We start from the raw sequence: 23,022 nt of genomic DNA on the forward strand, positions 1-23,022 counted from the left end.
ATGCCAAAGCAGTTCCCCGCTCAGTTGCTGAAGAAGGGCTCCTGCATCGTTGCCGGCTCGGCACTGTTCCTCGGCTTGGGGCTTGTCCCGGCCAATGCCGTAGGCAACGGGCCGGACTACGCCGGAAATGAAACCATCAACACCTCGATCCTGCATACGCACGAGTCGATGGCCGCCGAACTGCGCAAGCAGGATGCCAAGCAATCGGCGATGGAACTGGAAGTCATCGGCCAATCCGCCAAGGGACGCGATCTGTTCCTGGCCAAGTACCTTTCTAACCCGGAAAATCCCACGATCATGTTCCTCACCCAGCAGCACGGCAACGAGCAGCTGACCACCGAGGGGACCCTGGAAGTGATCAAGCACCTGGGCTCGGGGCGGATGAAGGAGGTGCTCAAGGACGTCAACATCCTGGTGGTGCCGATGCTGAACCCGGATGGCGCCATGGGCGATGTGGACTTCCCGCTCGATGACTACATCGCCTCGGGGGACCGGCACCTGACCCGTTACAACGCCAACAACGTGGACATCAACCGGGACCACGTGGCCAAGACCCAGCCGGAAATCCAGGCGCTGCACAACAATGTGCTCTCCGCCTACGGCATCGACTACATGATCGATCTGCACCATCAGGGCACCCGCTCGGCGGTGGACGGCAAGCTGGTGTCCGGCTCGATCCTCTACCCGACGACCCCGGACGTGCCTGAGGAAGTCCGCGAGGGTTCCAAGCGCCTGGGCGCAGTGGTCTACCAGAATGTCGACCGGACCGGCTGGGGCCACTTGGGCAAGTACGTGGGCGGGACCGCCAACACCATTGCGCGCAATGGCATCGCGGCCGAATACGGCATTTCCACCTTGCTCTTCGAAATGCGCGGCATGAGCGATCACAGCAACCCGGATTATGTCCTGGGACAGAAATCCAATGGCTACTTGCGCCAGCAGACCATCCTGACCCTGGAGAGCACCATCAAGGCGGTAGCCGATGGCTCCGTGGAAACCATGGACACCTCGTTCTGGGACAGCCTGCCGGAGCAGTCGACGTTGCCCGGAGAAGAGGCTGACGAATAGCCAATGAAATTGATGGCGGGCCCGCTAGGGCCCGCCATTGTCCTGCCTGGAGCAGGAGAACCGCGCTCGGCCCGAAGCGCTGCTGGCCCTAGGGGCGCATGCGGTACGTTTCTACTAGCACTGTCCATACCGGCAAGGAAGCTGAACCATGCTCATCCGCAATGCCCGCCCCTGGGGCGGTCCGCCCAGCGACATCCTGATTGGCGACGGCAAGATTTCAGCGATCTCCGTGCACGACCCGCAGCAGGTGCGCAACCTGGCGGACGTCGATGGCCGCGGGCGCATCCTTCTCCCCTCCTTCTCCGACGTGCATGTGCATCTGGATTCCACGCGCATCGGCCTGCCTTTCCGCGAGCACACTGGACGCCCGGGGGTGTGGGGCATGATGAGCAATGACCGGGAGAACTGGCGGGATGCCGAAATCAGCTTGCCCGAGCGCGTGGCCGGAACCCTGGAACGGATGATTGCCCGCGGCACCACGCGGGTGCGTTCCTTCGCCCAGGTGGATGTGGATTCCAAGCTGGAGAAATACGAGGCCGTGGTGGCCGCGAAAAAGAAGTTCGCCAACGAGGCCGAGGTGCAGATCATGGTCTTCCCGCAGGCAGGGATCCTGCGCGAGCCGGGTACCGTCAAGCATCTCGAGGATGCGCTGGAAGCCGGTGCGGATGCCATGGGCGGCATCGACCCCTGCGCACTGGACCGCGACCCGGTCCGCCACCTCGACGTGGTGTTCGGGCTGGCCGATAAATACCAGGTGGATATCGACGTGCACCTGCATGAGCCCGGTGCGCTCGCCGTCTTCTCGGCAGAGCTGATTGCCGAACGCACCCGGGCGCTGGGCATGCAGGGCAGGGTCAACCTGTCCCATGCCTACGAGCTGGGCAGTGTCAGCGAGGCTGCCAGCCGCCGGCTGATCGACACCTTCGCCGAGCTGGACATCTCGCTGACCTCCGTTGCGCCCAGCACCTCCAATCATCTGCCGCTGGTGGACCTGGTTGGAGCCGGGGTGCGATTCGGCCTGGGGGAGGACGGGCAGCGCGACTACTGGAGCCCCTACGGGAACTGCGATCTGCTGGACCGGACCTGGCAGTTGGCTTTCGTCAACGGGTTCCGCCAGGACGAACTGATCGGGCATGCGCTGGCCGTGGCCACCATGGGCGGTGCCTCGATCATGGACCGCTCGGTGCCGCGCCTGGTTTCGGTGGCCGACCGCCCAGGGGTGGCCGTGGGGGACCGGGCCGATCTGGTGCTGGTGGATGGCGAGAGCATTGCCTCCACCGTGATGGACCGGGGCACCGACCGCACCGTCATCCACGACGGGCGGGTGGTGGCCGAGGGGTTGAAAGTGCTCTCGGTAAGCGAGCCCTACTGAAATCGAGCAGGTGTTCGCGTGGAACTTGTCGGCGCAACTCAACAGCGTAGTTGCATTCCAACAGTGCACCAGTGCATTCAATATTGCGGAACGCACCAGAGAGTCCACGGCGGGCTTCGATAGGACGCGGAACTGGCTGCGCTGCAGCCTGGCCGGGATCTCGAGCCGCTCCCAATTCTCCTCCGAACTTTGGTCCCGGTGAGCTCATCGGCGGCGAATTCGCCCTGAGGCCTCCAGCATGGATCTGGACAGGGAGAACCCAGCGATGCAGGGCTACCTTGCCAATGTCCACCGCCGATTGACGCATGCAGCGGGGAGCGGCGTGGGCATTCCTCAGCGCCATGGCGCTGCGCGGATCTTGCTTTCCGGTGCGCAGATTGGGCCCGCTATCCATTTACCCAGTGGAAAGCACCATGAAACCCGAGGCGATCCACGTAACCGCCCGGCATTGAATGGCCAAACGATCCCGCCTTCAGTTTTACACGTTGTCGAAATACAGTCACCGATCTGTAATACTGGTGGTGTGCAAAAGACCTCCCGCTCATCACGTGCTCTCAGAGGCACCGCCGCCGCGTTCTTCGCGACGTTTGTTTCTCTGGCTTCCCACGTGCTTGCGGGCGGAGCCATACCGGACATCCTGAACGTCGCTCTCCCGCTGTCTCTGTCGCTCATGGTCTGCATCTTGCTCAGCAGCAAGCGGTTCACCTTCTGGCGGTTGTCCATCATGGTGGGGTTCAGCCAGGTGCTTTTCCATCTCCTGTTCTCCATGGGAGCCGGGCATTCCGCTCTTTCATCCGCAGGGCAAGGCATCCACGCACATCATGGGATGTCCCTGGCGGTCGATGCGACCGGCTCGGCAAGTACCGCCATGGCAATTCACGGCGATGGCACCATGCTGCTTGCTCACTTCCTTGCTGGGTTCGCAACAGTTCTGGTGCTTCACCGTAGCGAGCAGCTACTCATCGCCGCTTCAGACATCATTAGCCTGTTCACCTGGAAACTCTTCTGGCGACTGGTCAACTTCGCCGTTCAACCAGTGCGACCGCAACCAGTTCCTGCCGCACCGCGCGATATCCCTGGCTGCACAGTGGCTGTGTATGCAACGTCTGTCGTTCGCAGAGGCCCACCCGCACTGGCAAAGGTGTAAGGCAACAGTTGCAGTCCATTTGGCCTGCTGCTTTTCCGCTCTTGCTTTCAAAGGCCCCGGAATCGGGCCCTGACATGCCCCATCCCGGGACAAGTTTCCATGCTCGTGCGCACTGGCTTGCTTGAAAGCATGCCGGTGAACCTATCCTTCTGAGTTCGTTTATCGGCATTGCCTGTCCGGACTCCATTGCGCGCTCCGGCTAGAACTTCAGCGGCCAACCGACCCAGCTTCGCACCTCACCTTCGCAAGCCCTATCCGATCAGGGCTATTTTCTCCTCTGCTGTGCCCAGCACCATGCGTCCTGCCCACCGGCACCATGCCTCGGTGGTTGCAGGCACCACAGCAGCAATAATTCAGAGCGCGCTATTCGTGCTTCCCTCATTTTCCTAGGATTAACAGTGAAAACCTCTTTTGCCCTGCGCACCACCGCCCTATCCGCAGCCGCATTGATCGCCTTAGCAGGTTGTGCCGGCACCCCTGCTGCCAACAGCAACCCGGCTCCGGCTGGCGCCACTGTCACCATGAAAGATCCTTGGGTGAAGGCTATCGATGAGGGGATGTCGGCGGGATTCGGCACGATTCGAAACACCGGAGGCCAGGACATCACCATCACCTCGGTCACGAGCCCGGCCTCCAGTGATCTGGAACTGCATGAAACGGTAGCCAACGAATCCGGGGCCATGGTGATGCGTGAAAAAACTGGCGGATTCACCATCCCCGCCCACGGCGAACTGCATCTTGAACCAGGGGGAAGCCACATTATGCTCATGGACCTCGCCGAACCGCTCAAGCCCGGCAGCACCGTGAACATGAGCCTGGAATTCTCCGATGGCACCAGCTCCGAGACCATCGCCCCGGTGAAGGATTTCGCCGGCGCGAATGAAAACTATGACGGCTCCGAGCACGAGGGCATGGATCACGGCGAGATGGACAAGGACGACTCCGAATCCGAAAGCGCCCACGATCACTAATGCCACACGTAGACGCACCCGCCAAACAAGGACCAAGCAGGCGAGGAATTCTGTTCGGCGGCGCGCCGCAGCCGGACTGGGAGCGATCGTAGCTCTGGGGATCGACTCCCTGTCCAGTCCCGCAGCGCCGGCCGGCGGCTCGGAGCCGCTGCACGGACAAGCCGTGATTCCGTTCTACGGCTCACACCAGGCAGGAATCACCACGGAGCCACAAGCCCACGCCAGCTACGTCGCGTTGAACTTGCGTGATGGCCTTGACCACGAGTCCCTGCAACGCCTGCTCCGTCTGCTCAGCGATGACGCGGCAAGGCTCACCCAAGGCCAGGCGGCCTTGGCAGACACCGAACCGGAACTGGGCACTGTTCCCGCACGGCTCACGGTGACCTTCGGATTCGGTCCGAAGCTCATGGAACTCGCCGGCTCCTCGGCCGGCGAAAGCCAGCCGCTGCCGGAGTTCAAGATCGACGAGCTCGAAGAGCGCTGGAACGATGGGGATCTGCTGCTGCATATCGCCTCGGATGATCCATTATCCGTTGCGCATGCCCAGCGGATGATGCTCAAGGATGCCCGCCGGTTCGCCTCCGTGAAATGGGTGCAATCCGGGTTCCGCCGGTCCCGGGGATCCGAAGCCAGCGGCACCACGATGCGGAATTTGTTCGGACAAGTCGACGGAACCGTGAACCCCGTTCCAGGTTCGGAGGATTTCAACTCCGTGGTGTGGAACGCGGATGGGAGCACCACGATGGTCATCCGGCGCATCCGAATGAATGTTGATACCTGGGATGAGCTGGACCGTTCTGGCCGGGAATTCAGTGTCGGGCGGACCCTGGGCAACGGGGCGCCGACCACTGGAAGCAAGGAACACGATGAGCCGGATTTCGAAGCGACCAATGCCCTGGGATTCACGGTCATCGCCGCGCACGCGCACATCCGCAGAGCCCGTTCCAAGAACACGAACGAGCGGATCTTCCGGCGCGGATATAACTACGACGAGCCGCCTACCGGGAGCGAGATCTCCAACTCCGGGCTGATCTTCGTGTCCTACCAAAAGAGCGTGGCCGAACAATACACCCCGATGCAGCAACGGCTATCGGACCTCGATGCGCTGAACCAGTGGACGACTCCCATCGGCTCGGCCGTCTTCCTGATTCCGCAGGGCTGCGCGGAAGGAGGGTTCATCGGTGAAACTCTCTTCGCAGCTTAGCCGCCGATACTCGTCCTGCTTTGCCACCAAGGATCCCTCATGACTCTTCTGGAAACCACGACCCCCGAATCCCAGCCGCCGACCGGGATTTCGAAGCCCAACAGAAAAGGATGGTTCGGCCAGCTGCTGCTACGGCTGCACTTCTATGCGGGAATCTTCATCGGCCCGTTTATCCTTGTCGCCGCCGTGAGCGGCGCCTTATATGCAATTACTCCGCAAATCGAACAGGCTGTCTATGCAGATCAGTTGCGCGCGCCGCTAGCCGACGCCTATTTGCCGCTGGCCGATCAAGTAGAGGTGGCTAACACCTACATGGGCAGCGGTGATGCGCTGGTGGCGGTTCGACCGGCACCACACCCCGGTGATACCACTCGGGTGATGTATGCGGATGAGAACCTGGGAGCCAGCGAAACCAGGGCTATTTTCATCGACCCGGCCACCGCTGAAATCCGCGGTGACTTGACCGCCTACGGAACCAGCGGAGTGCTGCCCCTGCGAACGTGGATCGACCACTTGCACCGCAACCTGCAGCTCGGCGAGCCAGGGCGCATGTATAGCGAACTGGCAGCCTCCTGGCTGGGAGTGATCGCCCTGGCAGGATTTGCCTTGTGGATTCTGCGCATCAGGAAAACCAAGCGCAAAAAAGACCTCATCCGCCCCGCTGCCAAGGCAACGGGCTACCGGCGCCTGGCCAGCTGGCATGGATCGCTTGGGATCTGGGTCTTGCTCGGCGCATTCTTCCTCTCCGCCACCGGCATCACCTGGTCGACCTACGGTGGCGCCAACGTCAGTGAGCTCCGCGCCGCGCTGAACTGGGGAACCCCCTCGGTGGACACTGAACTGTCTGCCGCGGAGAGCAGCGCAGGTGATGAACACGCCCACCACCACGGGGCAGCGCCCGCGCCAACCGGCGAATCGGTGAACCCGGCGGCATTCGACACCATGCTCTCGATCGCCAAGGAAGTCAATGTCAATACTGGACTGGTTGAGATCAAGCCGCCAGCCGCTGACGGCAAGGCGTGGGTGGTCCAAGAGATCCAGCGGTCCTACCCGACCGAAGTTGACGCTGTCTCCATCAATGGGCAAACACTGGACGTCGTTGACCGCGTTGATTTCAGCGAATTCAACCTCGCAGCGAAACTCTCGCGATGGGGAATCGACATCCATATGGGCTCCATGTTCGGACTGTCCAACCAGATCCTGCTGTTCCTGGTGGCCTCTGCCATCGCCTCCATGGTGGTGCTGGGCTATGCGATGTGGTGGAAGCGCCGCCCAACGAAGAACCTGGGACAACGCGTGGGCAAAGCACCTGCACGTGGCGGCCTAGCCCGCGCCCCGTGGTGGGGCAACCTGCTGGTCTTGCTGGCTGCAGCTGCCGTCGGCGTCTTCCTGCCCCTGATGGGGATCAGCCTGGCCCTGTTCCTGCTCGCAGACTTGGTCATTGGCTGGACTCATGGAGCTAGGAGCCAACGCCCGGCCACAGAGTAGCAAGCTGGCCTCAGTGGTGTTTGTGCAGTGTTCTGTGTGCGTTGCACGCGGATCACTGCCCCTCCTTGACTGAGCGATCTTGATGCACTGTAAAGTGCGCGCCCAGGGAGGCCATTTGCGATGCCGGATCACGAAGCTGGCTTCGTGCCAGCGGCGAGTTCGGAAGGGACGACGAAGGTCCGGCCGGAATTCGGCAGATCAAGCACATCATGGGCCTCGGCTTGAGGGGCGCCAAGGATCTGGCCACCGGGACAGGCATGCCAGGAGCAGTGGAATTGTCTTGTGGGGAGAGGAAAAGCGAGCAGTCGCGCTACGGTTTTGTCCGAAATCGCGAATGAAAATTACGATGTCCACTATGGATTGCAATTTTTCCATCACTGCGCAGGCAACACATTCCAAGTGAATGCTGCAAAAGCGCTCGGTGACAGACGAAGGGGCTGCCTCGGCATATTTGTTCGGGGGAACTCACATGATTGCGAGTTAGCGCTAACGCGGGTGCAGCGAAGCTGCCCAGAGCTCGCCGAGGATCAGCTCACTTCAACAGTGTGCCATCTGTGGCCGAGGCGGCCGCTTGTCGATGATCTGGGTCTGCAGCTCGCTGCTGTTGGCGACAATGATATCGACCAGGTAGTCCTGGCTGACGCTGATATTATGCAGGGCAAGCGATCCGGGCAAGGCCAGTGCCTTCTGCGCGAGGTTCGTGACGGCACTTCCGCCGCCGGATAAGCCGAAGGCCGCGGTGCCGGAACCTGAAAGTCCCTGCGCCGCGGCCTTCGAAGGCAGCAAGCTATGTGGCGCGCAGCGCGACGAACGTCGCCGAAACGACCTCGGTGACCGCGCGCTCCCAGTCGCCGAGCAAGCCCAGCACGTTCTGACCATCGGAACGGCGGCCTTCCAGCTGCCCAGCCAGTGCGGCCAGCGTCGCGGTGCGCAGCTCGGTGTTCAAATTGACCTTGCCCACCCCGAAGGAAATGGACCGCGAGAGGTCCGCAGGCGCAATGCCCGAAGCCCCGTGCAGCACCAGCGGCACCGTTGATTCGGCGTGGATGGCTTCAAGCACATCCCAGTGGATTTTCGGTTCGCCCTTGTACCGGCCATGGACATTGCCGATGGCCACGGCCAGCAGCTGCGCGCCGCTGTCCTGGACGAATCGGGCCACCTGCGCCGGATCGGTCAGCTGGGAGGCGCTCTGCTCAAAGGCCTTGTCCTCGTTGCCCGGCAGGGCACCCAGCTCGGCTTCCAGCACCACCTCAGGGCCGATCAGCGAACGAACCTGCTGGACGAAGGCGGTATTCTCCTCCAGCGTCCCGGCCGAGCCGTCGGCCAGCACCGCGGTGGCGCCGGCTTGCACCGCCCGCACGATCAGCTGCGCGTCGCTGGCGTGGTCCAGCTGGATGGCTACCGGAACGGCGGCCTGCTCGCCCAGGGTGCGCAGGGCGGAGATCAGCCGCAGGCCCGCGGTGGAGCTGGCGGCCTTCGGCGCGACATTCAGGATGACCGCGCGGTCCTGGGCTTCGGCCTCGGCGACCACGGCCAGCGCGGTGGTGAAGTCGTAGCAGGTGAAGGCGGGGACGGCGTGCCCTGCGGCAATGGCCTGGGCGGCCATCTGGTTCATGGGGGTGAGCATCGGGATGATTACACTCCTGCAGCGGTGATGATGGCGTAGGTAATGGCGGTGAGCGCGAACCCGGCCACGCCCAGCACCGTGGTCAGCACGGTCCAGGTGCGCAGGCCCTCGGCCACGGACAGGCCCAGGAAGCGGGTGACAATCCAGAAGCCCGAGTCGTTCACGTGGCTCAGGCCGAAGGCGCCGAAGCCCACAGCGACCAGGATCAGCACCGTCTGCACGGTGGAGAAATCGCCGGCTTCCACGGCTGCGGCCAGCAGGCCGGTGGTGGTGATAATTGCGACCGTTGCAGAGCCCTGCGAGGCGCGAAGGATGGCGGCCAGGATGAAGGCCATCACGATGATCGGCAGGCCGGCCGCAGCCAGGGACTGCGCCAGCACGGTGCCGATGCCCGATTCGGTGAGCACCTTGCCGAACACGCCGCCGGCGCCGGTCACCAGGATCACGATGGCCGCCGGGGCCAGAGCGGAGTCCATGACCTTGCCGGTCTGCTCGCTGGTCCAGCCGCTGCGCACGCCCAGCAGGTAGTAGGAAACCAGCACGGTGACCAGCAGCGCGACAGCAGGGGATCCGACAAAGCCCAGGATGTTGGCCGCAGTGGATTCAGCGGCCACCAGGGAACCGCCCACGGTGCCGAGCATGATCATCACGATCGGCAGCAGGATCATGGAAATGACCATGGACGAGGTCGGGGCCTTGGTCTTGGCCAGGGCGGTGCCGGTTCCGGAAGCGCCGAAGGATTCGAACTGCTCGGCGGTTTCGGGAAGCATCGGGATCTCGCGGCGGTTGATGCGCTTGGCCACGAAGTAGCTCAAGACGCCCAGCGGGGCGCAGAACGCCAGTCCCAGGATGGTGGCCCAGCCGATATCGGCGCCGAGGATCTCTGCGCCGCCGACCACACCCGGATGCGGCGGAACCACAACGTGGATGGCCAGCATGATTGCGCCCACCGGCAGGCCGATCTTCACCGGCGGGACCCCCAGGGCCTTGGCGAAGCCGTAGATGATCGGCACCAGGACGATGAAGCCCACGTCGAAGAACACCGGAATGGCCAGCAGGAAGGCCGCGGTGGTCAGCGCGGCGATCACCCGGCGCGGGCCGAAGAGTGCGGTGAAGCGGGTGGAAAGCACTTGGGCTCCGCCGGAGATCTCGATGACCTTGCCGAGCATGGCGCCCAGGCCCACCAGCACGGCGACGCTGCCCAGCGTGCCGCCCATGCCCTCGGTGACCAGGCCGGCCACCTCCTGGATGGGGATGCCCGCGGCCAGGGCCACGAGCATGCTGACCAGCAGCAGGACAATGAAGGCGGGCATCTTGAACTTGATGACGCCGAGCAGCAGCAGGGCCACTCCGGCCACTGCGATCAGTAGCAGCATTAGCGGGCTCATGGGTTGTGTCGTCTCCTTTGACGCGGTGCGCGGGTGTCGAACTCGCGCGCTGATGACTTTACTGGGCAGCCTTCGGGGCTACGACCTTGATGACAGCGGAATCGTCGGCCGCGGCCAGCTCGTGGGCTTCGCCCAGCAGGTAGAGCTGTTCGGCCGCCGAGGCCACCGGGGTGGACAGGTGCAGGGAGCGGGCCGCGGAGGTCACGATGCCCATGTCCTTGACGAAGATGTCCAGGCGCGAGAGCACTTCGGCACCATCCTCGGAGTAGGCCTCGAGCATGCGAGGGCCGCGGTTGCCGAGCATGAAGGAGTTCGCGGCGCCGGCCTGCAGCGCTTCCAGGGTGGTGGCCTGGTCCAGGCCGAGCTTGTCCGCCAGGGCCAGGGCCTCCGCGGCCGCGGCGATGTGCACGCCGCACAGCAGCTGGTTCACCGTCTTCAGGGCCTGGCCATCGCCGGGCTTGTCGCCCACGATGCTCAGGGTGGAGGCCAGCAGCTCCAGCACCGGGCGGACCTTCTCCAGCTGAGCCGGCTCGGCTCCGACCACGATCAGCAGGTCGCCTTCGCCTGCGCGCACCGGGCCGCCGGAGAGCGGCGCGTCCACCAGGCCCAAGCCCAGTTCGGCCAGGCGCTTGGCGGTGGCGGGCACTGCTTCCAGGCCAACGGTGGAGGTCAGGATGACCACTGCGCCGGCTTTGAGCTGCCCGGCCACGCCCTGCTCGCCGAAGAGCACGGCATCCAGCTGCTCGCCGTTGCGTACTGCCAGCAGCAGTGCATCAGCGCCGGTGACCGCTTCGCGGGCGGAAGCGTAGGTAGTGATGCCCGACTGGCTGGCCAGGGCCATGCGTTCGGCCGAGATGTCGAATCCGTTGACTTCCAGCTTGGTGGCCAGGCGGGTTGCCATGGGCAGGCCCATGGCGCCCAGGCCGAGGACTGCAACTTTGGTAGTGCTCATTGGGATCTCCAGGAAATTGTAAAGATGGTTAGAAAGTGGCGCTCAGCTTGGCGGTGACGGCGGTCAGCGAGCTGTCGTCGCCCACGTTGCCGGCGAAGACGATGTAGGGGATGCCGGCGGCAGGTCCGTCCACCGATTCCCAGAGCGAGACAATGCCCGGGAGCATCGGCCCGCGCACGATGGCATGGCGGATTTCCAGGCCATGGGCGGCGACATCCGAGGAGGTGATCCCGCCCTTGGCGATCACGAAGCGCGGGGGAGTAGCGTGCAGGATCAGGTTGACGACCGAAACCACCGCAGCGCTCACGGTGCGGGCGATCTCCAGCGACTGCGCCGCGTCATCGGTTTTCACCAGCTTGCGCGAGGTGTGCACGATGACATCCTGGGTGGCCAGGGCGGCGCTGATCTGCGCGGCCTTGCCCTTCAGGTAGGCCTCGGAGCCGTCGGCTAGGATTTCCGGGACGTCCAGCTCGATCACCGTGGCATTCGAGTGCCGGCCGGTCAGGTCGGCCAGCTGGCGGGTGGTCACGCCCACGTGGGAGCCCACCACGATCAGCCCGCCGGCGGTGCGCCGCTCGGCGCCGTTGCCCGCGTAGATCTCCTCGGCGGACAATGGCTGGCGCTGCTGCTGGCCGATGCGGGCACGCACGAAGGGCGGGCCCACGCGGCACAGCACGCGGGTTCCGGCCGCTTCGGCCTGCTGCAGGCCCTCGGACAAGGCCAGCAGGTCGTTTTCCGTGACGATATCCGCGGTGGCGACCTGTGCGTTGGAAGCTTCGGCCAGGCGGGTGGCGATGGAGGAAGCGCCGGAACGGATGGTGTCCAAGTCCAGGACCATCACGTCGTTGGCCGCGATGCGCCCGGCAGTCTTCTCGGCGACGTAGTCCGGCAGATAGCTGGTGCTGAATCCGAAGGTGGCGTCTTTGGCGAACTCAGTCTCGCTGACCTTGGCGACCTGGCCATCGATGGTGCGCATGTAATGCTCGCCGGCCACGGTGATCCGCCCGGCTTCGCCGAAAGCAGGAACCATCAGCACGGCATCCACCGAGGAATCCGGATCCACGGCGGCCACGGTGGCGGCCAGAGTGTCGGTTTCCAGCGGGAAATGCCCGCGCAGGGTGGAGTCGCTGCGGCTGACAAAGGATACCGACAGGCCGGTTTCCGCTGCTGCCTGCAGGGCGGCCCGGGCCACCTGCTCATTGCGCAGTGCGGCGTCGGCGGCGTCCAGGGAGCGGGTGTTGGTGAGCACGTAGACGGCCAGCGGGCGTTCGCCATCCAGCTGCAGGGCGAAGGCCCAGCGGAAGTCCTCGACGTCCCAGCTGGTGAGCACCGGAAGGTTGCTGACCGATTGGGTTCCGGTCGGGTCGTCATCCAGGACCACCAGCACGCTGCCGGTGGAGCGCGCGGCCTCGGCGATTTTCGAGGGCGCGATCTCGCGCTCCGGGAGGTATCCGGCGAGCAACTCGGACTCAAGCATGGTCAAGGACTCCTTTGTCATTGGGCAACGTCTCTGCATCATAGGTAAGATGTCAGACATCTGTCATGACGATTAGTGTTACATGGATCGCGGTCAGCCGCAACTGCCTGCGGGACATAGACTGGACAGGTCTTTGGCGGGATGAATTGTCCCGGGGATGGAGGAAGCATGGCCCGGAAGTCATTGGTCGTAGAGGTCGCCGACAGCGTCTTGGACCGCATAGTCAGCGGTGAACTGTCGGTTGACGAGTTGATTCCTGGCGAGCTGGAACTCTGCGAGACCCTGGAAGTCAGCCGGATGACGGTGCGCGAAGCGATCAAGACACTCGCGGCGCAGAACATCATCCGCGTCGAACGGGGCCGCGGGACCTATGTGAATCCGGTCAACATGTGGAACTCGCTGGAGGCGGTAGTACGCGCCACAACCGCCGGCGTGGGGGCGGCCGCGGCCGCCGTGCAGCTGATCGAGTTGCGCCGCATGCTGGAGACCGGCGCCTGCGAGCTGGCCGCCTCGCGGATCACCGAGGAGCAGCTGGCAGCAATGGGCGAACTGCTAGAAGCCATGCGCGCAGCACACGCGGCCGCCGATCTGGACGGCTTTGTCGAAGCGGACCTGGAATTCCACGACGTGATCCTGCGGGCCTCGGGCAATGTTTTCGTTTCGGCGCTCTACGAGCCGCTGGGCCGAGTGCTCTCCTCACGGCGGCGTGAGACCAGCGCCTTCGCGCAGATCCAGCAGCACGCCATCGCCGAGCATGAGCACATCCTGGTTGCGCTTCAGCGGCACGACAGCTCCCAAGCCCGCCAGGCAATGGACAACCACATGCAGCAGACCCTCGATGACCTGAACACTTTCGTGCTCAATCGATAGCAACCCAGCCAGTTTTCGTTTGGCGCCGCGGAACGGGCAAGCGAGTTGAAGGTGGAGCTGTCCGTGTCGCCGAGCCGGCCAATTAGGAGAATCCTCTGTTCAAGGCGCTAGGCGAAGCAGGCAGAGGCTCGGCACCCTGGCAGGAACGCGGGATCCCGGGATACGGGGTGCATCCCTGCGTGCTGGGCCATGAACAGCTGACCGGGATGCACAGCAATGACGCAGAATCCGAGATCAGGCGTTGAAACTCTCGGCGAGCAGGCGATAGGCATCCAACCGGTCTGCCGGGTCGCAGACCAAGGTATTGAGCATCAACTCATCGGCGCTGTGCTCTTCTGCCAAGGCCAGCAGCCGGTCGCGGACCTGGTCCGGGGTGCCTACGATCAGCGCCTTGCTGCGCTCCTCGGCACGGGCCAGTTCCTGCGTATTCCACGGGTGGCTCTCCGCCGTTGCCGTCGAGGGGATCGGTCCATCGTGGCCGAGGTCCTTGCGCACGCGCCAGAGCAAGAGCGCGTTGGCCAGGGCCTGCGCCTTCTCTTCGGTTGAGGCGGTGGCAAAGCGAACGGCCAGCACGGTGTGGGCGGCGTGCCCCGCATTGGCCGAGGCCTCGCGGTAGGCCCGGGTGGCAGGCTCGCCGCCAGCAGGGCGCAGGAAGTGCCCATGGACGTAGCCCGCCCCGAGCATTCCAGGCAAGGGCGCGGTGGAACCGCCAGCGCCCAGTACCCAGACGCGGCCTGCCGGTTCGGTATCCGAGGGCTCGTGGACGGCGTCCGAATCATGCACCAGGGCGGCAATCTTCTGCGCGTAATGCGGGTCCGAGAGTGCAGCGCGGCCCACGCCGATGTCCACCCGGTCCGGGTGCACGGCGGCCAGCAGGCCCATGGCTTCGGAGACCTTCTGCGCCTGGTAGTACGGCAGCAAGATGGCACCGGTGCCGACCCGAATGGTCTCCGTGCGTTCCAAAGCCAGCGCGGTCATCATTTCCGGGGCGGCACTGGCGAAGGATTTCGAGTGGTGGTGCTCGGCAAACCAGATGCGGTGGTAGCCCAGCGCTTCCGCATCCTGAGCCAATTGCAGGCCGCTGGACAAGGCCTGGCCTGCGGTGGGGGCATGCTCGGTGAGCGGGACCTGGTCAAGTATGGAAAGCCTCATGCAGGCAGGCCTGCTTTGCGATTCTCCGGGGCAAGCTGCAGCTGCATGATCATGTCCTTTCAACGGCGAGGGTCCAGTCAGTGAGCTTACCGCGTTGCGCAGGGCAGCGGGGCATCCAAGACGCGGCAAGCAGGGGAGCGCTGGCGATCCTTGCCTCCACCCTGAGGGGGGAGGCGGGGCAACGGATATCATTCCCGGTCGGGAGGACATCGCCGGCGCGCGGAACTAGTGTTGACACGTAGAGAAAGCAGCAGCTGCGTCCACCTGAGAAAAGGAATCCCATGCACGGCACTTCGCGTTCAGCATCCAACCGCACTTCGACCTGGCTGGCGGCCAGTTCCGCAGCGCTTGTCCTCGGTATGGGCCTGACTGGATGCGGCGCCATTGAAAGCTTCGACAAATCGACTGCGGATGCCTGGGCGGTGACCTACGAGATCACCGTGAGCGGGGAAGCCGCCGATGCGCTGAGTGATGTGTCCTACCTGGACTCGCCCAGCCGCGGCGAAGACTCGGCCGAAGTGACCGAGCAAGCGGTGGCCACGACCAGCGGTGCTGGCAAGAACAGCGAATCAATCTGGACTGCGCAGAGCGTCATCACGGCCGAAAAGGATGCAGCCATCGCGGCTACGCCTGCCGCAGGCAGCACCGCCACCTGCCGGATCCTGCTCGACGGGGTAAAGGAGATCGCGGCGCAAACCGGCAAGCCCGGCGAACGCGTGGAATGCGCCGTAACGACCCCTGCCTTCGGGGAAAAATTGAACCCGGCATCAGCCAAACCATGATCGGAGCGGGTATCGGAAGCATTTGATGAGTAGTTGGCGTGCTCCGAAACCAAGTGAGCATCCCCAGAGATCGGGGGGAGTGCCAGCGCCTATCTGGCACTAGCCACGAAGATAAAATGCGAAGCCCTGCAGCTATCAAACAGCTGTAACCCTGCGGCAGTCCGCGAATGCAATTGCCCTTCATCAAGTTAATTTTCGACGATTTATAGAAAGCAAATTCTCTAGTAGTTGACTCATTCGCCATATGATGCGATCAGCACGACGGTGCGCTTCGGGAGTCGGACTTTGAATGGAGATGGGGTATAGGATGGCACCTTCAGAGAAGCCAGTACAAACCACCACCGACGGGCGCTACCTGATAATCAAGGGGCGGCGGTGGAGAGCCAGTGATCCCTCGATCCCTGCGAAATTACGACAAGAGCTGGTCAACGAGCTGATGTCAGCCCGCCGGGCAGTCAAGCAAGGCGAAATCGGCGCTAGCAAGCGTGTGAATAATGCCAAGCTCGCACTGGGCGAACGTGGACAGCCGTGGTGGGAGGAGCCGGAATCGGATTCAATGGGAGAGCGAATCCGCGCGACCATTCGCAGCTTGCTGAGCCATAGGGCAAACACGTCAATCTGCCCGAGTGATGTTGCACGCATAGTGGGCGGGCCGGACGAAGGGTGGCGTAAGTACATGGGACAAGTGCGCCAGATTGCCGCGGCATTGGCCGTGCAAGGTGAAGTCGTTGCAACTCAAAATGGCGAGCCCGTGGAAGCTGACGGTGTCAAAGGGCCAATTCGGATTAGACGCCGACACCCAGGCGAATAAAATTGCCCGATCTCTAGGGGAAGAACCGAGAATATGCTGGCACCGAGGTCTTCATGCCCGGTGAAGAGGGAGTGCTTCGGGCAAGGAGCCGACCCTCTAGACGCCGTGCTCGGTGACCATGAGCCGGCTGTGGTCGCTAAGCTATCGACCGTAATGCTGGAGCGCTTTAAAGAGGCAGTAGCTGTCGTCTTCGCGGTCAATATCGAGCATAACTCGGTTGGGGATGAACTTTTTCGCTGAGCTCCTGGAATCCGTCCTTAAATGTTTAACTGCCGAAGTTCCAACGAAAGGAAGCAGTCGACTGAAGTGGACGCTGCGTCCCAGGTAACTTTACGTGCTGATGGTGAGCATTTCTTAATGATTTTCACGAAAAGGCGTCATTGAAAGGGAACTGGCAGGCAGAAGATCCCGGTTCGAAGGCTACGAAAGGGGAGCATCATCGCTTCATGGGTAATGCCATCACGCTTTGTGCACTTTGTTGTGGCTTAGTGGCTGTTCTGGATCCTGGTATCCGCAACCCTGGATAGAGGACCAAGGCCAACAACTAGCCCCCAGAAGAAGCCCGGTTCTGGCCCATTAGCGGTCCAACCCAACATGGGTATTGACCAGCCATGAGAATGAGCCAGGACCGCTGGGCTGAAGGGCTTACTGGCTGGCGCCCGCCGCGACGGGCGCTTCTGCGTGGCAGCGTTCCGGGAGAGGATATCGAGCCGGTGAGGTGGTTCGCGACTGCATAGCGGGGCAGGCTGGGATCTTGTGGGCGACGGCAGTGTTCTTCCAGAATTTCACACGGAACTCGGCAATGAGCTCGGTCGCCAGGCGTTCGAAGAACTCTTCCATGGTGAGTCGATCAGCGCAGGCCCTGGTGACTTTCAGTGCTGCTTGGGGGACGGTGACATGCATCATGTGCAGTTCTTCGGTTTGCGGATCGAGCATGGCCACCAGCACTGCACGGCCATGGATTGATGCCATGCCCATGGCATCGTTGAGCGATTCGGCAGGCTGCGTCATGACGATCGGCATTCCCTGCGCCCAGCCGTAGTCGGACAGGTGGGACTTGCCTTCACGGGTGGCGAGAAAATCAGCGACTCTGACTGCGGTTCGGGTTCGTGCGATTCGACCTGGCATTTTAGATACTTCCCTTTCGTGCACTGCTCATGAAAAATATCGATGTGGACGTAATTCTCCGCAGTGAGATGCGCTTCGGAAAGGTCCCGTCGTTTTGGTGGTGCCGCTCTTGGCGTGCGGCGGGTGCTGCAGATCCTAGGCCATGCTCAAATCTGCATGGGATCCATCTGATTCACTTCCCAAACTGGTAGGTTCGAACCCTAAACCAGTGGTGGGGGCCAGCGAAGGTGCGGCGGAAGGCTGATCGAGCCAATGTGCTGGGAGTCCAGCTTCGGGCGCGTGCTCTGGTGCTGCGAGCAGGCTCTCCTTGCCGGCGACGGCGAACTGCAGATTCTTCACCTCGAATCGGACACCGAGCGCTGTCTCCATCTGCGGCATGAGGGTGTCGTTGACATATTGCATCAGCGAGGATACGTCCCGTTCACTCTTCGCGGTGCAGGCCAAATTCACGACCAGCTGCTCCGGGGACCCGGTAATGGTGCATATTGCTGAATGCACCGCGTCCCGGCTCCGACACTCTTCAGAGGCGAAGGCGGCGATCTTGTGGATTCGCGTGGTCCACGAATTGGTGTCATGCATCGTTGTTTCTACGGGAACTGCTAAGGATTCTTTCATCTTTCACTCCGGTACTGATAGCTGTTTCGTAGTAGAATATCTTTAGACAAGCTAACTATTAGATAGGTTACATGATTTTTTCTGTGTTGAGCAAGCTGGACCTCGCGAAGAAGGGTATTGGAACCCCAGGGGTTGCGGGCATGGCGTTCGCATCCGGCGGAAGGAGTTTTCATGAGTAGGTATCAAGCCAGTGGGTATTGGTACGGCGAGGGCCGTTCGGTGCCCGAAGCGGTGGATTTGCTGAATCTGATGCGCAAGTACCGTGAGGCGGAGCGCAAGATGCGAGCTGCGACCCGCGGTTCGATGGGAATGAATGAGACCGATATGTCGGCGCTGCGCTTCCTGCTCGCTGCGCACCGTAAGGGGTTGGTTCCCCGCCAGCGGGATTTTGCTGAGGAACTGGGGATCTCCAATGCCTCGGTGTCGGTATTGATCGACCGGTTATGCCGCGATGGGTATGCCGAGCGTATTGTGCATCCTGCAGATCGGCGGTCTGTGGGAATTGTGCCCACTGACTACAGTGATACGGACGTTCGAGGAACGCTGCATCGGATGCATGAGCAGATGATGGATGCCGTATCCACGCTCTCCGAGGCCGAGAGGGTTGCGGTTGCCAAGTTCCTGAAGGCCATGATCCGCAGCGTCGAGATCGAGGACGAGCCAAGCCAGCCTTCCAGGGGGAAATCTCAGATGGCGGAGAGCACCGCGTCTTCCCGGTAGGTGCAGAGCGCATAGCACCGCTTTATCCACGCTGGAAGATCTGACCGATACCTTAGTTAGCAGACCGACCAAGGGATAGTAGCCCGTTTAGTTTCCTTCAGTGATTTTGATTCTCCACGTGCTCCAGTTGAGTGATCGTCTGACGCGCGAGGGGCCTAGTTCCTGTGTTTTTGAAGACAGGTTTCTGAGGAAAACCTTGTGGTAGCTGTCGCAGGCAACTTGGACGCGTAAGTTAGACGAAACCAGAAAGTATTTAGCCTTTCTAACAAGTTAGGATGATGCAAATGCCACGAAAGCACGTTGATGTAAGTGTCAGTCATGCTGAGTTCGAGGATCTGAATAACGCTCTGGAGGACCATCGAGATGGTTTCAAGAAGATGGCCGAAGAAGCGACTAATGGCTTCGGCTTAGAGCCGGCCTACTGGGAAGGACGGGCCCAGGAAGTCGAGGGTCTACGCGAGACGATTCACGAGCACAGTACTGACGAGCTCGAACAGAGCGAGTCTTCCACCAAGGAAGCGGACACTGGCCCCGAGGTTGATTCGGCTCGGGATCGGGACTTTGAATCCGATTCTCGCCAGTGAGCATCCGGCGCAGGCATGCGAGAGGCACTTCCTCATACGGCAACGGTCCACCACTATTCCGTGGTGGACCGTTGCTTTGCAGGTGCAGTTAGGCACGCTTGCGCGTGAACAATCCCCAAATCACCAATACGATCAGCGACCCGCCGATGGCCAGGAGCCAGCTGGACAGGGACCAGAACTGGTCCACGCCTTCGCCGAAGACTGCTGAGCCGATCCGGCCACCTACGATTGCGCCGACGTTGCCCAGCAGCAAAGTAGCGAGCCATCCGCCGCCCTGCTCTCCGGGTTTGATGGCCTTGGCAATAGCACCGGCGATCAGTCCCAAAACGATCCAACTTAAAATATCCATGGGTTCTTCTCGACTAGTTCGTATTGGGTCTTGCCCGTTGGCGGTGACACTCGCCCCTTGTCCAGCAAGCTACCCGCAGCTGCCATCCAGCAGGCGCACAGCGAACGGCACGTGGCGGCGATAGAATTGCAAGGAGCCGCCGAGGTGTACCCGGCGGGCGGGAAGGCAAAGCAAAGCAGTGGACCCAAGGATTTCATCGCGCAAGGACAGGCAGAACTTTCCTGCCGCTGCGCTGCCCTCGGGCCGCGGCCTGCCTGCCCTGAGGCAGATCCTCGGTTTCCTGCTGCGCGTGTTGAAGCTTGGGCACGTGCGCGTTTTCCGCTACCTGGCGGTGATCACCACCTTGCAGGCAGCTAATGGCTTGCTGGTCATCCCTGCGATCAAGTACCTCTTCGGCCTGGCGCTGGAAATCAGCAAGCTGAACAACGTCACCGACCGGACCTACACCGTGCTGCTGGCCCATCCGGTCTCGGTGCTGCTCCTGCTGGCCATCGCGGTGCTGGCACTGGGCGCGGTGAGCGTGCAGTTCGTAGCACTGATCGTGATGGTCAACCGCCAGCAATCCGGGAAGCCTCCCAACCTGCGGGCCGAGTGCCGCGAGACCGCCGCCTGCCTTGGCCGGATGCTGTCCTACCCCTCGCCGCTGATGATGGTGTACTTTTTCCTCGCCCTGCCGCTGGGCGGCTTGGGCCTGTCTTCGGTGCTGATCCAGGGTGTGGGGATCCCGCCCTTCGTGACCCGCGAGTACCTCAAGGCGCCGCTGAGCACGGGGATCTACCTGCTGATGATCGGGGCGATCATCTACGCCAACCTCCGCCTGGTGCTCACCTTGCCGCTGCTGGCTGTCGGGCCCAAGCGGCCGCTGGCTGCCTTGGGCACCAGCCTGAAGGCCACGCACCGCAACAGCCTGCGCTACCTGCTGCTGATCGGGATCCCGCTGGGAGTCTGCGCCCTGTGCGCCTCGCTGCTGGTCGAGGCGCTGGTATGGACCTCGGATCTGGCCGCCAGCCTGCTCGGCGTGCAGAACTCCGCGCTGGTGGCGACCCTGTGCATCGGCGTGGGACACACGCTCGGTTTCCTGCTGATCGGAGCCGCGACCGTGGTGGCGATCCAGATTGTGGTGGCCCTGAGCCGCGAGCACCTGGCACTGCCCGTCACCCTGCAGGAGCGCTCGCAGCGGCATCGCAGCGCGCAGTCGCGCGCACTGAAGGCCACCGCCGGGACCGCGGCCGCGGCCTTGGTGCTTTCAGCGAGCTTTGCCGCATCCCCTGCCTTGGGGCAGACCGCAACGGGAGCCGGGGACGCGCAGATCCTGGCCCACCGCGGCTACTCGGCGGGCGGGGTGGAAAACACCTTGGGAGCCCTGGAAGCCGCGGCAACGCATCAGGCCGACATCGTCGAGGCCGATTTCCAGGAAACCGCGGACGGGCATTTCGTAGCCAGCCACGATACCAACCTGCTGGTGGTCGCCGGGGTGAACCGGAACATCCACGAGATGACCCTGGCCGAAGTCCGGAAGGTCACCGTGCGCGAAGGCGGCTTCGCCGACCGCATCCCCACCATGCAGGAGTACCTGGAGCACGCCGATGAGCTGGGCATCCCGGTGCTCGTGGAGCTGAAGGTCACCGGCCACGAATCCAAGGGCTACCTGGAGCGCTTCCTGGCGCAGCTGGACGCGACCGGGACCACCACGCAGAACATCTACCATTCGCTCAGCCCCCGGGCAGTCAAGGAAATCAAGGCGCAGCGCCCCGAGCTGCGGGTCGGGCTGACCGTTGCCATGAGCGTGGGCGGGCTGCCGAAGGCGAACGCCGATTTCTACACCCTGGAGCAGGCCTCCTTCACCCGCGAATTCCTGGAGCAGGCCCACGCGCTGGACCGGGAGGTGTATGCCTGGACCGTTAATGACGAGTCCACCATCCGCGAGCTGCTGGGCCTCGGCGTGGACGGCATCGTCACCGACAACGTGGAACTGGCCATCCGGGACCGCTACCTGGTGGCCAACAACCCCGCCGCGGAGTACCGGGTGGGTTCCGCGCTGGCGTACCTGGACATCTTCCGCTAGATTCCGGCGCTCAGGGCGTCTCCGGATAGGTGCCATCGCCCAAATCCGGATTTGCCAGCGACTGCAGCGGATCATGCAAGAACACCCGACGCCCTTCATTGCGCAGCCGGCGCAGCCCTTCCAAGGTCATTCGCCGGGCCACATCGGTGAAGGAGAAGACCCGGGAAATATCCACATGCACGTCTCCGTCGAAACGCGACTCGGACATGATATCGAGCAGTTCGGCAGCAGCGGTGAATTGCACGTTGCCCTGCAGGGAGAAGGTCTCGCGCGTTCCGCCGCGCTGCACGTCGATGACATCGAGCGGGCCATGGCTCGGGGCCAGCAGGTGCATGCCCATGTCCGTGGACAGCCGCTCGAAGGCCCGCCGCGCCCGCTGGCTGTTGCCGTGCGAATCCAGCCGCGGCGAGAACGCGCCGATGCCCACCTGGTCCGGCAGCACGCCCACCAGCCCGCCGGCCACCCCGCTCTTGGCGGGGATCCCGACGCGGGTCAGCCAGTCGCCGGCCCCGTCGTACATTCCGGCCACCGCCATCACCGACATCACCTGGCGGGCCGTGGCCTCGTCCATGATCCGCTCGTGCGTGCACGGCTGCACCCCGCCATTGGCCAAGGTGGCGGCCATCGCCGACAGATCCGCCACGGTGACCAGGATGGAGCACTGGCGGGTGTAGCCGGTGACCACCTCATGCGGGTCATCGTCGATGATCCCGTGCTTGCGCAGCATGTGGGCCATGGACAGGTTGTGGTCCGCGGTGCCCAGCTCCGAGTTGAAGACCGCTTCGTCGATGCGCAGCCGGCGCCCGGCCAGTGCGGAGAACAAATCCAGTGCCCGGTCAACGCGCTGCTCGCCGGTGGCGTCGGCGCCGACCATCAGGCCGTGGGCGGCGATGGCCCCGGCATTGATCATCGGGTTCTTCGGCCGATTGGTGCCATCCTCCAGCGACAGCTCGTTGAAGGCCTCGCCCGAAGGCTCCACCCCGATATGTTCCAGCACATGCTCCAGCCCGCGGTCCATGATGGCCGCCGCATAGGCGAAGGGCTTGGAAATGGACTGGATGGTGAACTCGATCCCGGCATCCCCGGCGGTGTAGGTGCTGCCCATGGCGGTGGTCACGGCCAGGGCGAAGAAATCCGGATTGGCGTCGGCCAGTTCGGGAATGTAGCCGGCGCGCTGCCCGGAGGTGTCGTCGCGCAGCGCATCGAGCACTTCGTGGAGGTAATCGGGAATCGGATTCTTCATGGTGCCATT

22 protein-coding genes are annotated in these 23,022 nt (G+C 63.0%); 12 read left to right on the top strand and 10 right to left on the bottom strand.

What is annotated here, in order from left to right; genetic code table 11:
* The 6 genes from ACIOU9_RS17050 (at position 1) to ACIOU9_RS17075 (ending at position 7,250) form a co-directional block, all read left to right on the top strand.
* Positions 1-1,068 (top strand): M14 family zinc carboxypeptidase, encoded by a 1,068-nt coding sequence (locus ACIOU9_RS17050; protein ID WP_332488140.1) that lies wholly within the window; start codon positions 1-3, stop codon positions 1,066-1,068.
* A gap of 148 nt (positions 1,069-1,216) precedes the next feature.
* Positions 1,217-2,440, top strand: coding sequence for an amidohydrolase family protein (locus ACIOU9_RS17055; RefSeq protein ID WP_332488093.1), 1,224 nt, complete (start codon positions 1,217-1,219; stop codon positions 2,438-2,440).
* Positions 2,441-2,678: 238 nt separating this feature from the next.
* Positions 2,679-3,587, top strand: coding sequence for a hypothetical protein (locus ACIOU9_RS17060; protein ID WP_146112962.1), 909 nt, complete (start codon positions 2,679-2,681; stop codon positions 3,585-3,587).
* 398 nt (positions 3,588-3,985) lie between these two features.
* Positions 3,986-4,558: a copper chaperone PCu(A)C gene (locus ACIOU9_RS17065; RefSeq protein ID WP_105662334.1), complete on the top strand. Its 573-nt coding sequence runs from the start codon at positions 3,986-3,988 to the stop codon at positions 4,556-4,558.
* A 163-nt stretch (positions 4,559-4,721) separates the two neighbouring features.
* Complete coding sequence (locus tag ACIOU9_RS17070; protein WP_402697671.1) at positions 4,722-5,762, top strand: Dyp-type peroxidase; 1,041 nt, start codon at positions 4,722-4,724, stop codon at positions 5,760-5,762.
* 39 nt (positions 5,763-5,801) lie between these two features.
* Positions 5,802-7,250: a PepSY-associated TM helix domain-containing protein gene (locus ACIOU9_RS17075; protein ID WP_332499400.1), complete on the top strand. Its 1,449-nt coding sequence runs from the start codon at positions 5,802-5,804 to the stop codon at positions 7,248-7,250.
* Positions 7,251-7,787: 537 nt separating this feature from the next.
* Here the strand turns inward: ACIOU9_RS17075 and ACIOU9_RS17080 are convergent.
* The 5 genes from ACIOU9_RS17080 to ACIOU9_RS17100 are packed head-to-tail and all read right to left on the bottom strand — an operon-like array spanning position 7,788 to position 12,694.
* Positions 7,788-8,036 carry a hypothetical protein gene (locus ACIOU9_RS17080; protein ID WP_332499398.1) on the bottom strand — a complete coding sequence of 83 codons (249 nt, stop codon included), beginning with the start codon at positions 8,034-8,036 and terminating at the stop codon, positions 7,788-7,790.
* A gap of 1 nt (position 8,037) precedes the next feature.
* Complete coding sequence (locus tag ACIOU9_RS17085) at positions 8,038-8,865, bottom strand: class II fructose-bisphosphate aldolase (protein WP_402697674.1); 828 nt, start codon at positions 8,863-8,865, stop codon at positions 8,038-8,040.
* Positions 8,866-8,885: 20 nt separating this feature from the next.
* A complete protein-coding gene (locus tag ACIOU9_RS17090; protein WP_402697676.1) occupies positions 8,886-10,265 on the bottom strand; it encodes a GntP family transporter in 1,380 nt (459 codons plus the stop codon).
* A gap of 58 nt (positions 10,266-10,323) precedes the next feature.
* The gene (locus ACIOU9_RS17095; RefSeq protein ID WP_105662339.1) at positions 10,324-11,217 is read right to left on the bottom strand and encodes an NAD(P)-dependent oxidoreductase; all 894 of its coding nucleotides are present in this window, start codon (positions 11,215-11,217) and stop codon (positions 10,324-10,326) included.
* A gap of 28 nt (positions 11,218-11,245) precedes the next feature.
* Entirely contained in the window at positions 11,246-12,694 is a 1,449-nt protein-coding gene (locus tag ACIOU9_RS17100) for a four-carbon acid sugar kinase family protein (protein ID WP_402697678.1), read from the bottom strand.
* A gap of 168 nt (positions 12,695-12,862) precedes the next feature.
* Between ACIOU9_RS17100 and ACIOU9_RS17105 the strand changes: the two genes are divergently transcribed.
* On the top strand, positions 12,863-13,564 hold the full coding sequence (locus ACIOU9_RS17105) for a FadR/GntR family transcriptional regulator (RefSeq protein ID WP_105658934.1): 702 nt from the start codon (positions 12,863-12,865) through the stop codon (positions 13,562-13,564).
* A 234-nt stretch (positions 13,565-13,798) separates the two neighbouring features.
* On the opposite strand, the gene ACIOU9_RS17110 is transcribed toward ACIOU9_RS17105, so the two are convergent.
* Complete coding sequence (locus ACIOU9_RS17110) at positions 13,799-14,716, bottom strand: LLM class flavin-dependent oxidoreductase (protein ID WP_105658935.1); 918 nt, start codon at positions 14,714-14,716, stop codon at positions 13,799-13,801.
* Positions 14,717-14,997: 281 nt separating this feature from the next.
* On the opposite strand from ACIOU9_RS17110, the gene ACIOU9_RS17115 reads away from it, so the two are divergent.
* Positions 14,998-15,498, top strand: coding sequence for a hypothetical protein (locus ACIOU9_RS17115; RefSeq protein WP_105658936.1), 501 nt, complete (start codon positions 14,998-15,000; stop codon positions 15,496-15,498).
* A gap of 556 nt (positions 15,499-16,054) precedes the next feature.
* Positions 16,055-16,309 (top strand): DUF3253 domain-containing protein, encoded by a 255-nt coding sequence (locus tag ACIOU9_RS17120; RefSeq protein ID WP_286134400.1) that lies wholly within the window; start codon positions 16,055-16,057, stop codon positions 16,307-16,309.
* 645 nt (positions 16,310-16,954) lie between these two features.
* Here the strand turns inward: ACIOU9_RS17120 and ACIOU9_RS17125 are convergent.
* A complete protein-coding gene (locus ACIOU9_RS17125) occupies positions 16,955-17,437 on the bottom strand; it encodes a hypothetical protein (protein ID WP_105658938.1) in 483 nt (160 codons plus the stop codon).
* A 135-nt stretch (positions 17,438-17,572) separates the two neighbouring features.
* Positions 17,573-18,016, bottom strand: coding sequence for a hypothetical protein (locus tag ACIOU9_RS17130; RefSeq protein ID WP_402697681.1), 444 nt, complete (start codon positions 18,014-18,016; stop codon positions 17,573-17,575).
* Between the two features lie 207 nt (positions 18,017-18,223).
* Here ACIOU9_RS17130 and ACIOU9_RS17135 point away from each other — a divergent pair, with 207 nt between their 5' ends.
* A complete protein-coding gene (locus ACIOU9_RS17135) occupies positions 18,224-18,772 on the top strand; it encodes a MarR family winged helix-turn-helix transcriptional regulator (protein ID WP_105658940.1) in 549 nt (182 codons plus the stop codon).
* Between the two features lie 284 nt (positions 18,773-19,056).
* Positions 19,057-19,356, top strand: coding sequence for a hypothetical protein (locus tag ACIOU9_RS17140; RefSeq protein WP_105658941.1), 300 nt, complete (start codon positions 19,057-19,059; stop codon positions 19,354-19,356).
* A gap of 88 nt (positions 19,357-19,444) precedes the next feature.
* Here the strand turns inward: ACIOU9_RS17140 and ACIOU9_RS17145 are convergent, their stop codons facing one another.
* Complete coding sequence (locus tag ACIOU9_RS17145) at positions 19,445-19,705, bottom strand: GlsB/YeaQ/YmgE family stress response membrane protein (RefSeq protein WP_105658942.1); 261 nt, start codon at positions 19,703-19,705, stop codon at positions 19,445-19,447.
* Between the two features lie 178 nt (positions 19,706-19,883).
* On the opposite strand from ACIOU9_RS17145, the gene ACIOU9_RS17150 reads away from it, so the two are divergent.
* On the top strand, positions 19,884-21,770 hold the full coding sequence (locus ACIOU9_RS17150; protein WP_105658943.1) for a glycerophosphodiester phosphodiesterase: 1,887 nt from the start codon (positions 19,884-19,886) through the stop codon (positions 21,768-21,770).
* 10 nt (positions 21,771-21,780) lie between these two features.
* On the opposite strand, the gene ACIOU9_RS17155 is transcribed toward ACIOU9_RS17150, so the two are convergent.
* Positions 21,781-23,013, bottom strand: coding sequence for a glutaminase (locus tag ACIOU9_RS17155; RefSeq protein WP_402697684.1), 1,233 nt, complete (start codon positions 23,011-23,013; stop codon positions 21,781-21,783).
* Positions 23,014-23,022: the final 9 nt, after the last annotated feature.

The sequence above is a fragment of the Glutamicibacter sp. NPDC087583 genome (genome assembly GCF_044743685.1).
Taxonomy (GTDB): domain Bacteria; phylum Actinomycetota; class Actinomycetes; order Actinomycetales; family Micrococcaceae; genus Glutamicibacter.

What these genes read in the sequence shown, in the direction of transcription:
- ACIOU9_RS17050 (WP_332488140.1), top strand. Translation starts at nt 1, where the DNA reads ATGCCAAAGCAGTTCCCCGCTCAGTTGCTGAAGAAGGGCTCCTGCATC.
- ACIOU9_RS17055 (WP_332488093.1), top strand. Translation starts at nt 1,217, where the DNA reads ATGCTCATCCGCAATGCCCGCCCCTGGGGCGGTCCGCCCAGCGACATC.
- ACIOU9_RS17060 (WP_146112962.1), top strand. Translation starts at nt 2,679, where the DNA reads ATGGATCTGGACAGGGAGAACCCAGCGATGCAGGGCTACCTTGCCAAT.
- ACIOU9_RS17075 (WP_332499400.1), top strand. Translation starts at nt 5,802, where the DNA reads ATGACTCTTCTGGAAACCACGACCCCCGAATCCCAGCCGCCGACCGGG.
- ACIOU9_RS17085 (WP_402697674.1), bottom strand. Translation starts at nt 8,865, where the DNA reads ATGAACCAGATGGCCGCCCAGGCCATTGCCGCAGGGCACGCCGTCCCC.
- ACIOU9_RS17090 (WP_402697676.1), bottom strand. Translation starts at nt 10,265, where the DNA reads ATGAGCCCGCTAATGCTGCTACTGATCGCAGTGGCCGGAGTGGCCCTG.
- ACIOU9_RS17095 (WP_105662339.1), bottom strand. Translation starts at nt 11,217, where the DNA reads ATGAGCACTACCAAAGTTGCAGTCCTCGGCCTGGGCGCCATGGGCCTG.
- ACIOU9_RS17100 (WP_402697678.1), bottom strand. Translation starts at nt 12,694, where the DNA reads ATGCTTGAGTCCGAGTTGCTCGCCGGATACCTCCCGGAGCGCGAGATC.
- ACIOU9_RS17105 (WP_105658934.1), top strand. Translation starts at nt 12,863, where the DNA reads ATGGCCCGGAAGTCATTGGTCGTAGAGGTCGCCGACAGCGTCTTGGAC.
- ACIOU9_RS17110 (WP_105658935.1), bottom strand. Translation starts at nt 14,716, where the DNA reads ATGAGGCTTTCCATACTTGACCAGGTCCCGCTCACCGAGCATGCCCCC.
- ACIOU9_RS17115 (WP_105658936.1), top strand. Translation starts at nt 14,998, where the DNA reads ATGCACGGCACTTCGCGTTCAGCATCCAACCGCACTTCGACCTGGCTG.
- ACIOU9_RS17120 (WP_286134400.1), top strand. Translation starts at nt 16,055, where the DNA reads ATGGGAGAGCGAATCCGCGCGACCATTCGCAGCTTGCTGAGCCATAGG.
- ACIOU9_RS17125 (WP_105658938.1), bottom strand. Translation starts at nt 17,437, where the DNA reads ATGCCAGGTCGAATCGCACGAACCCGAACCGCAGTCAGAGTCGCTGAT.
- ACIOU9_RS17130 (WP_402697681.1), bottom strand. Translation starts at nt 18,016, where the DNA reads ATGCATGACACCAATTCGTGGACCACGCGAATCCACAAGATCGCCGCC.
- ACIOU9_RS17135 (WP_105658940.1), top strand. Translation starts at nt 18,224, where the DNA reads ATGAGTAGGTATCAAGCCAGTGGGTATTGGTACGGCGAGGGCCGTTCG.
- ACIOU9_RS17140 (WP_105658941.1), top strand. Translation starts at nt 19,057, where the DNA reads ATGCCACGAAAGCACGTTGATGTAAGTGTCAGTCATGCTGAGTTCGAG.
- ACIOU9_RS17145 (WP_105658942.1), bottom strand. Translation starts at nt 19,705, where the DNA reads ATGGATATTTTAAGTTGGATCGTTTTGGGACTGATCGCCGGTGCTATT.
- ACIOU9_RS17155 (WP_402697684.1), bottom strand. Translation starts at nt 23,013, where the DNA reads ATGAAGAATCCGATTCCCGATTACCTCCACGAAGTGCTCGATGCGCTG.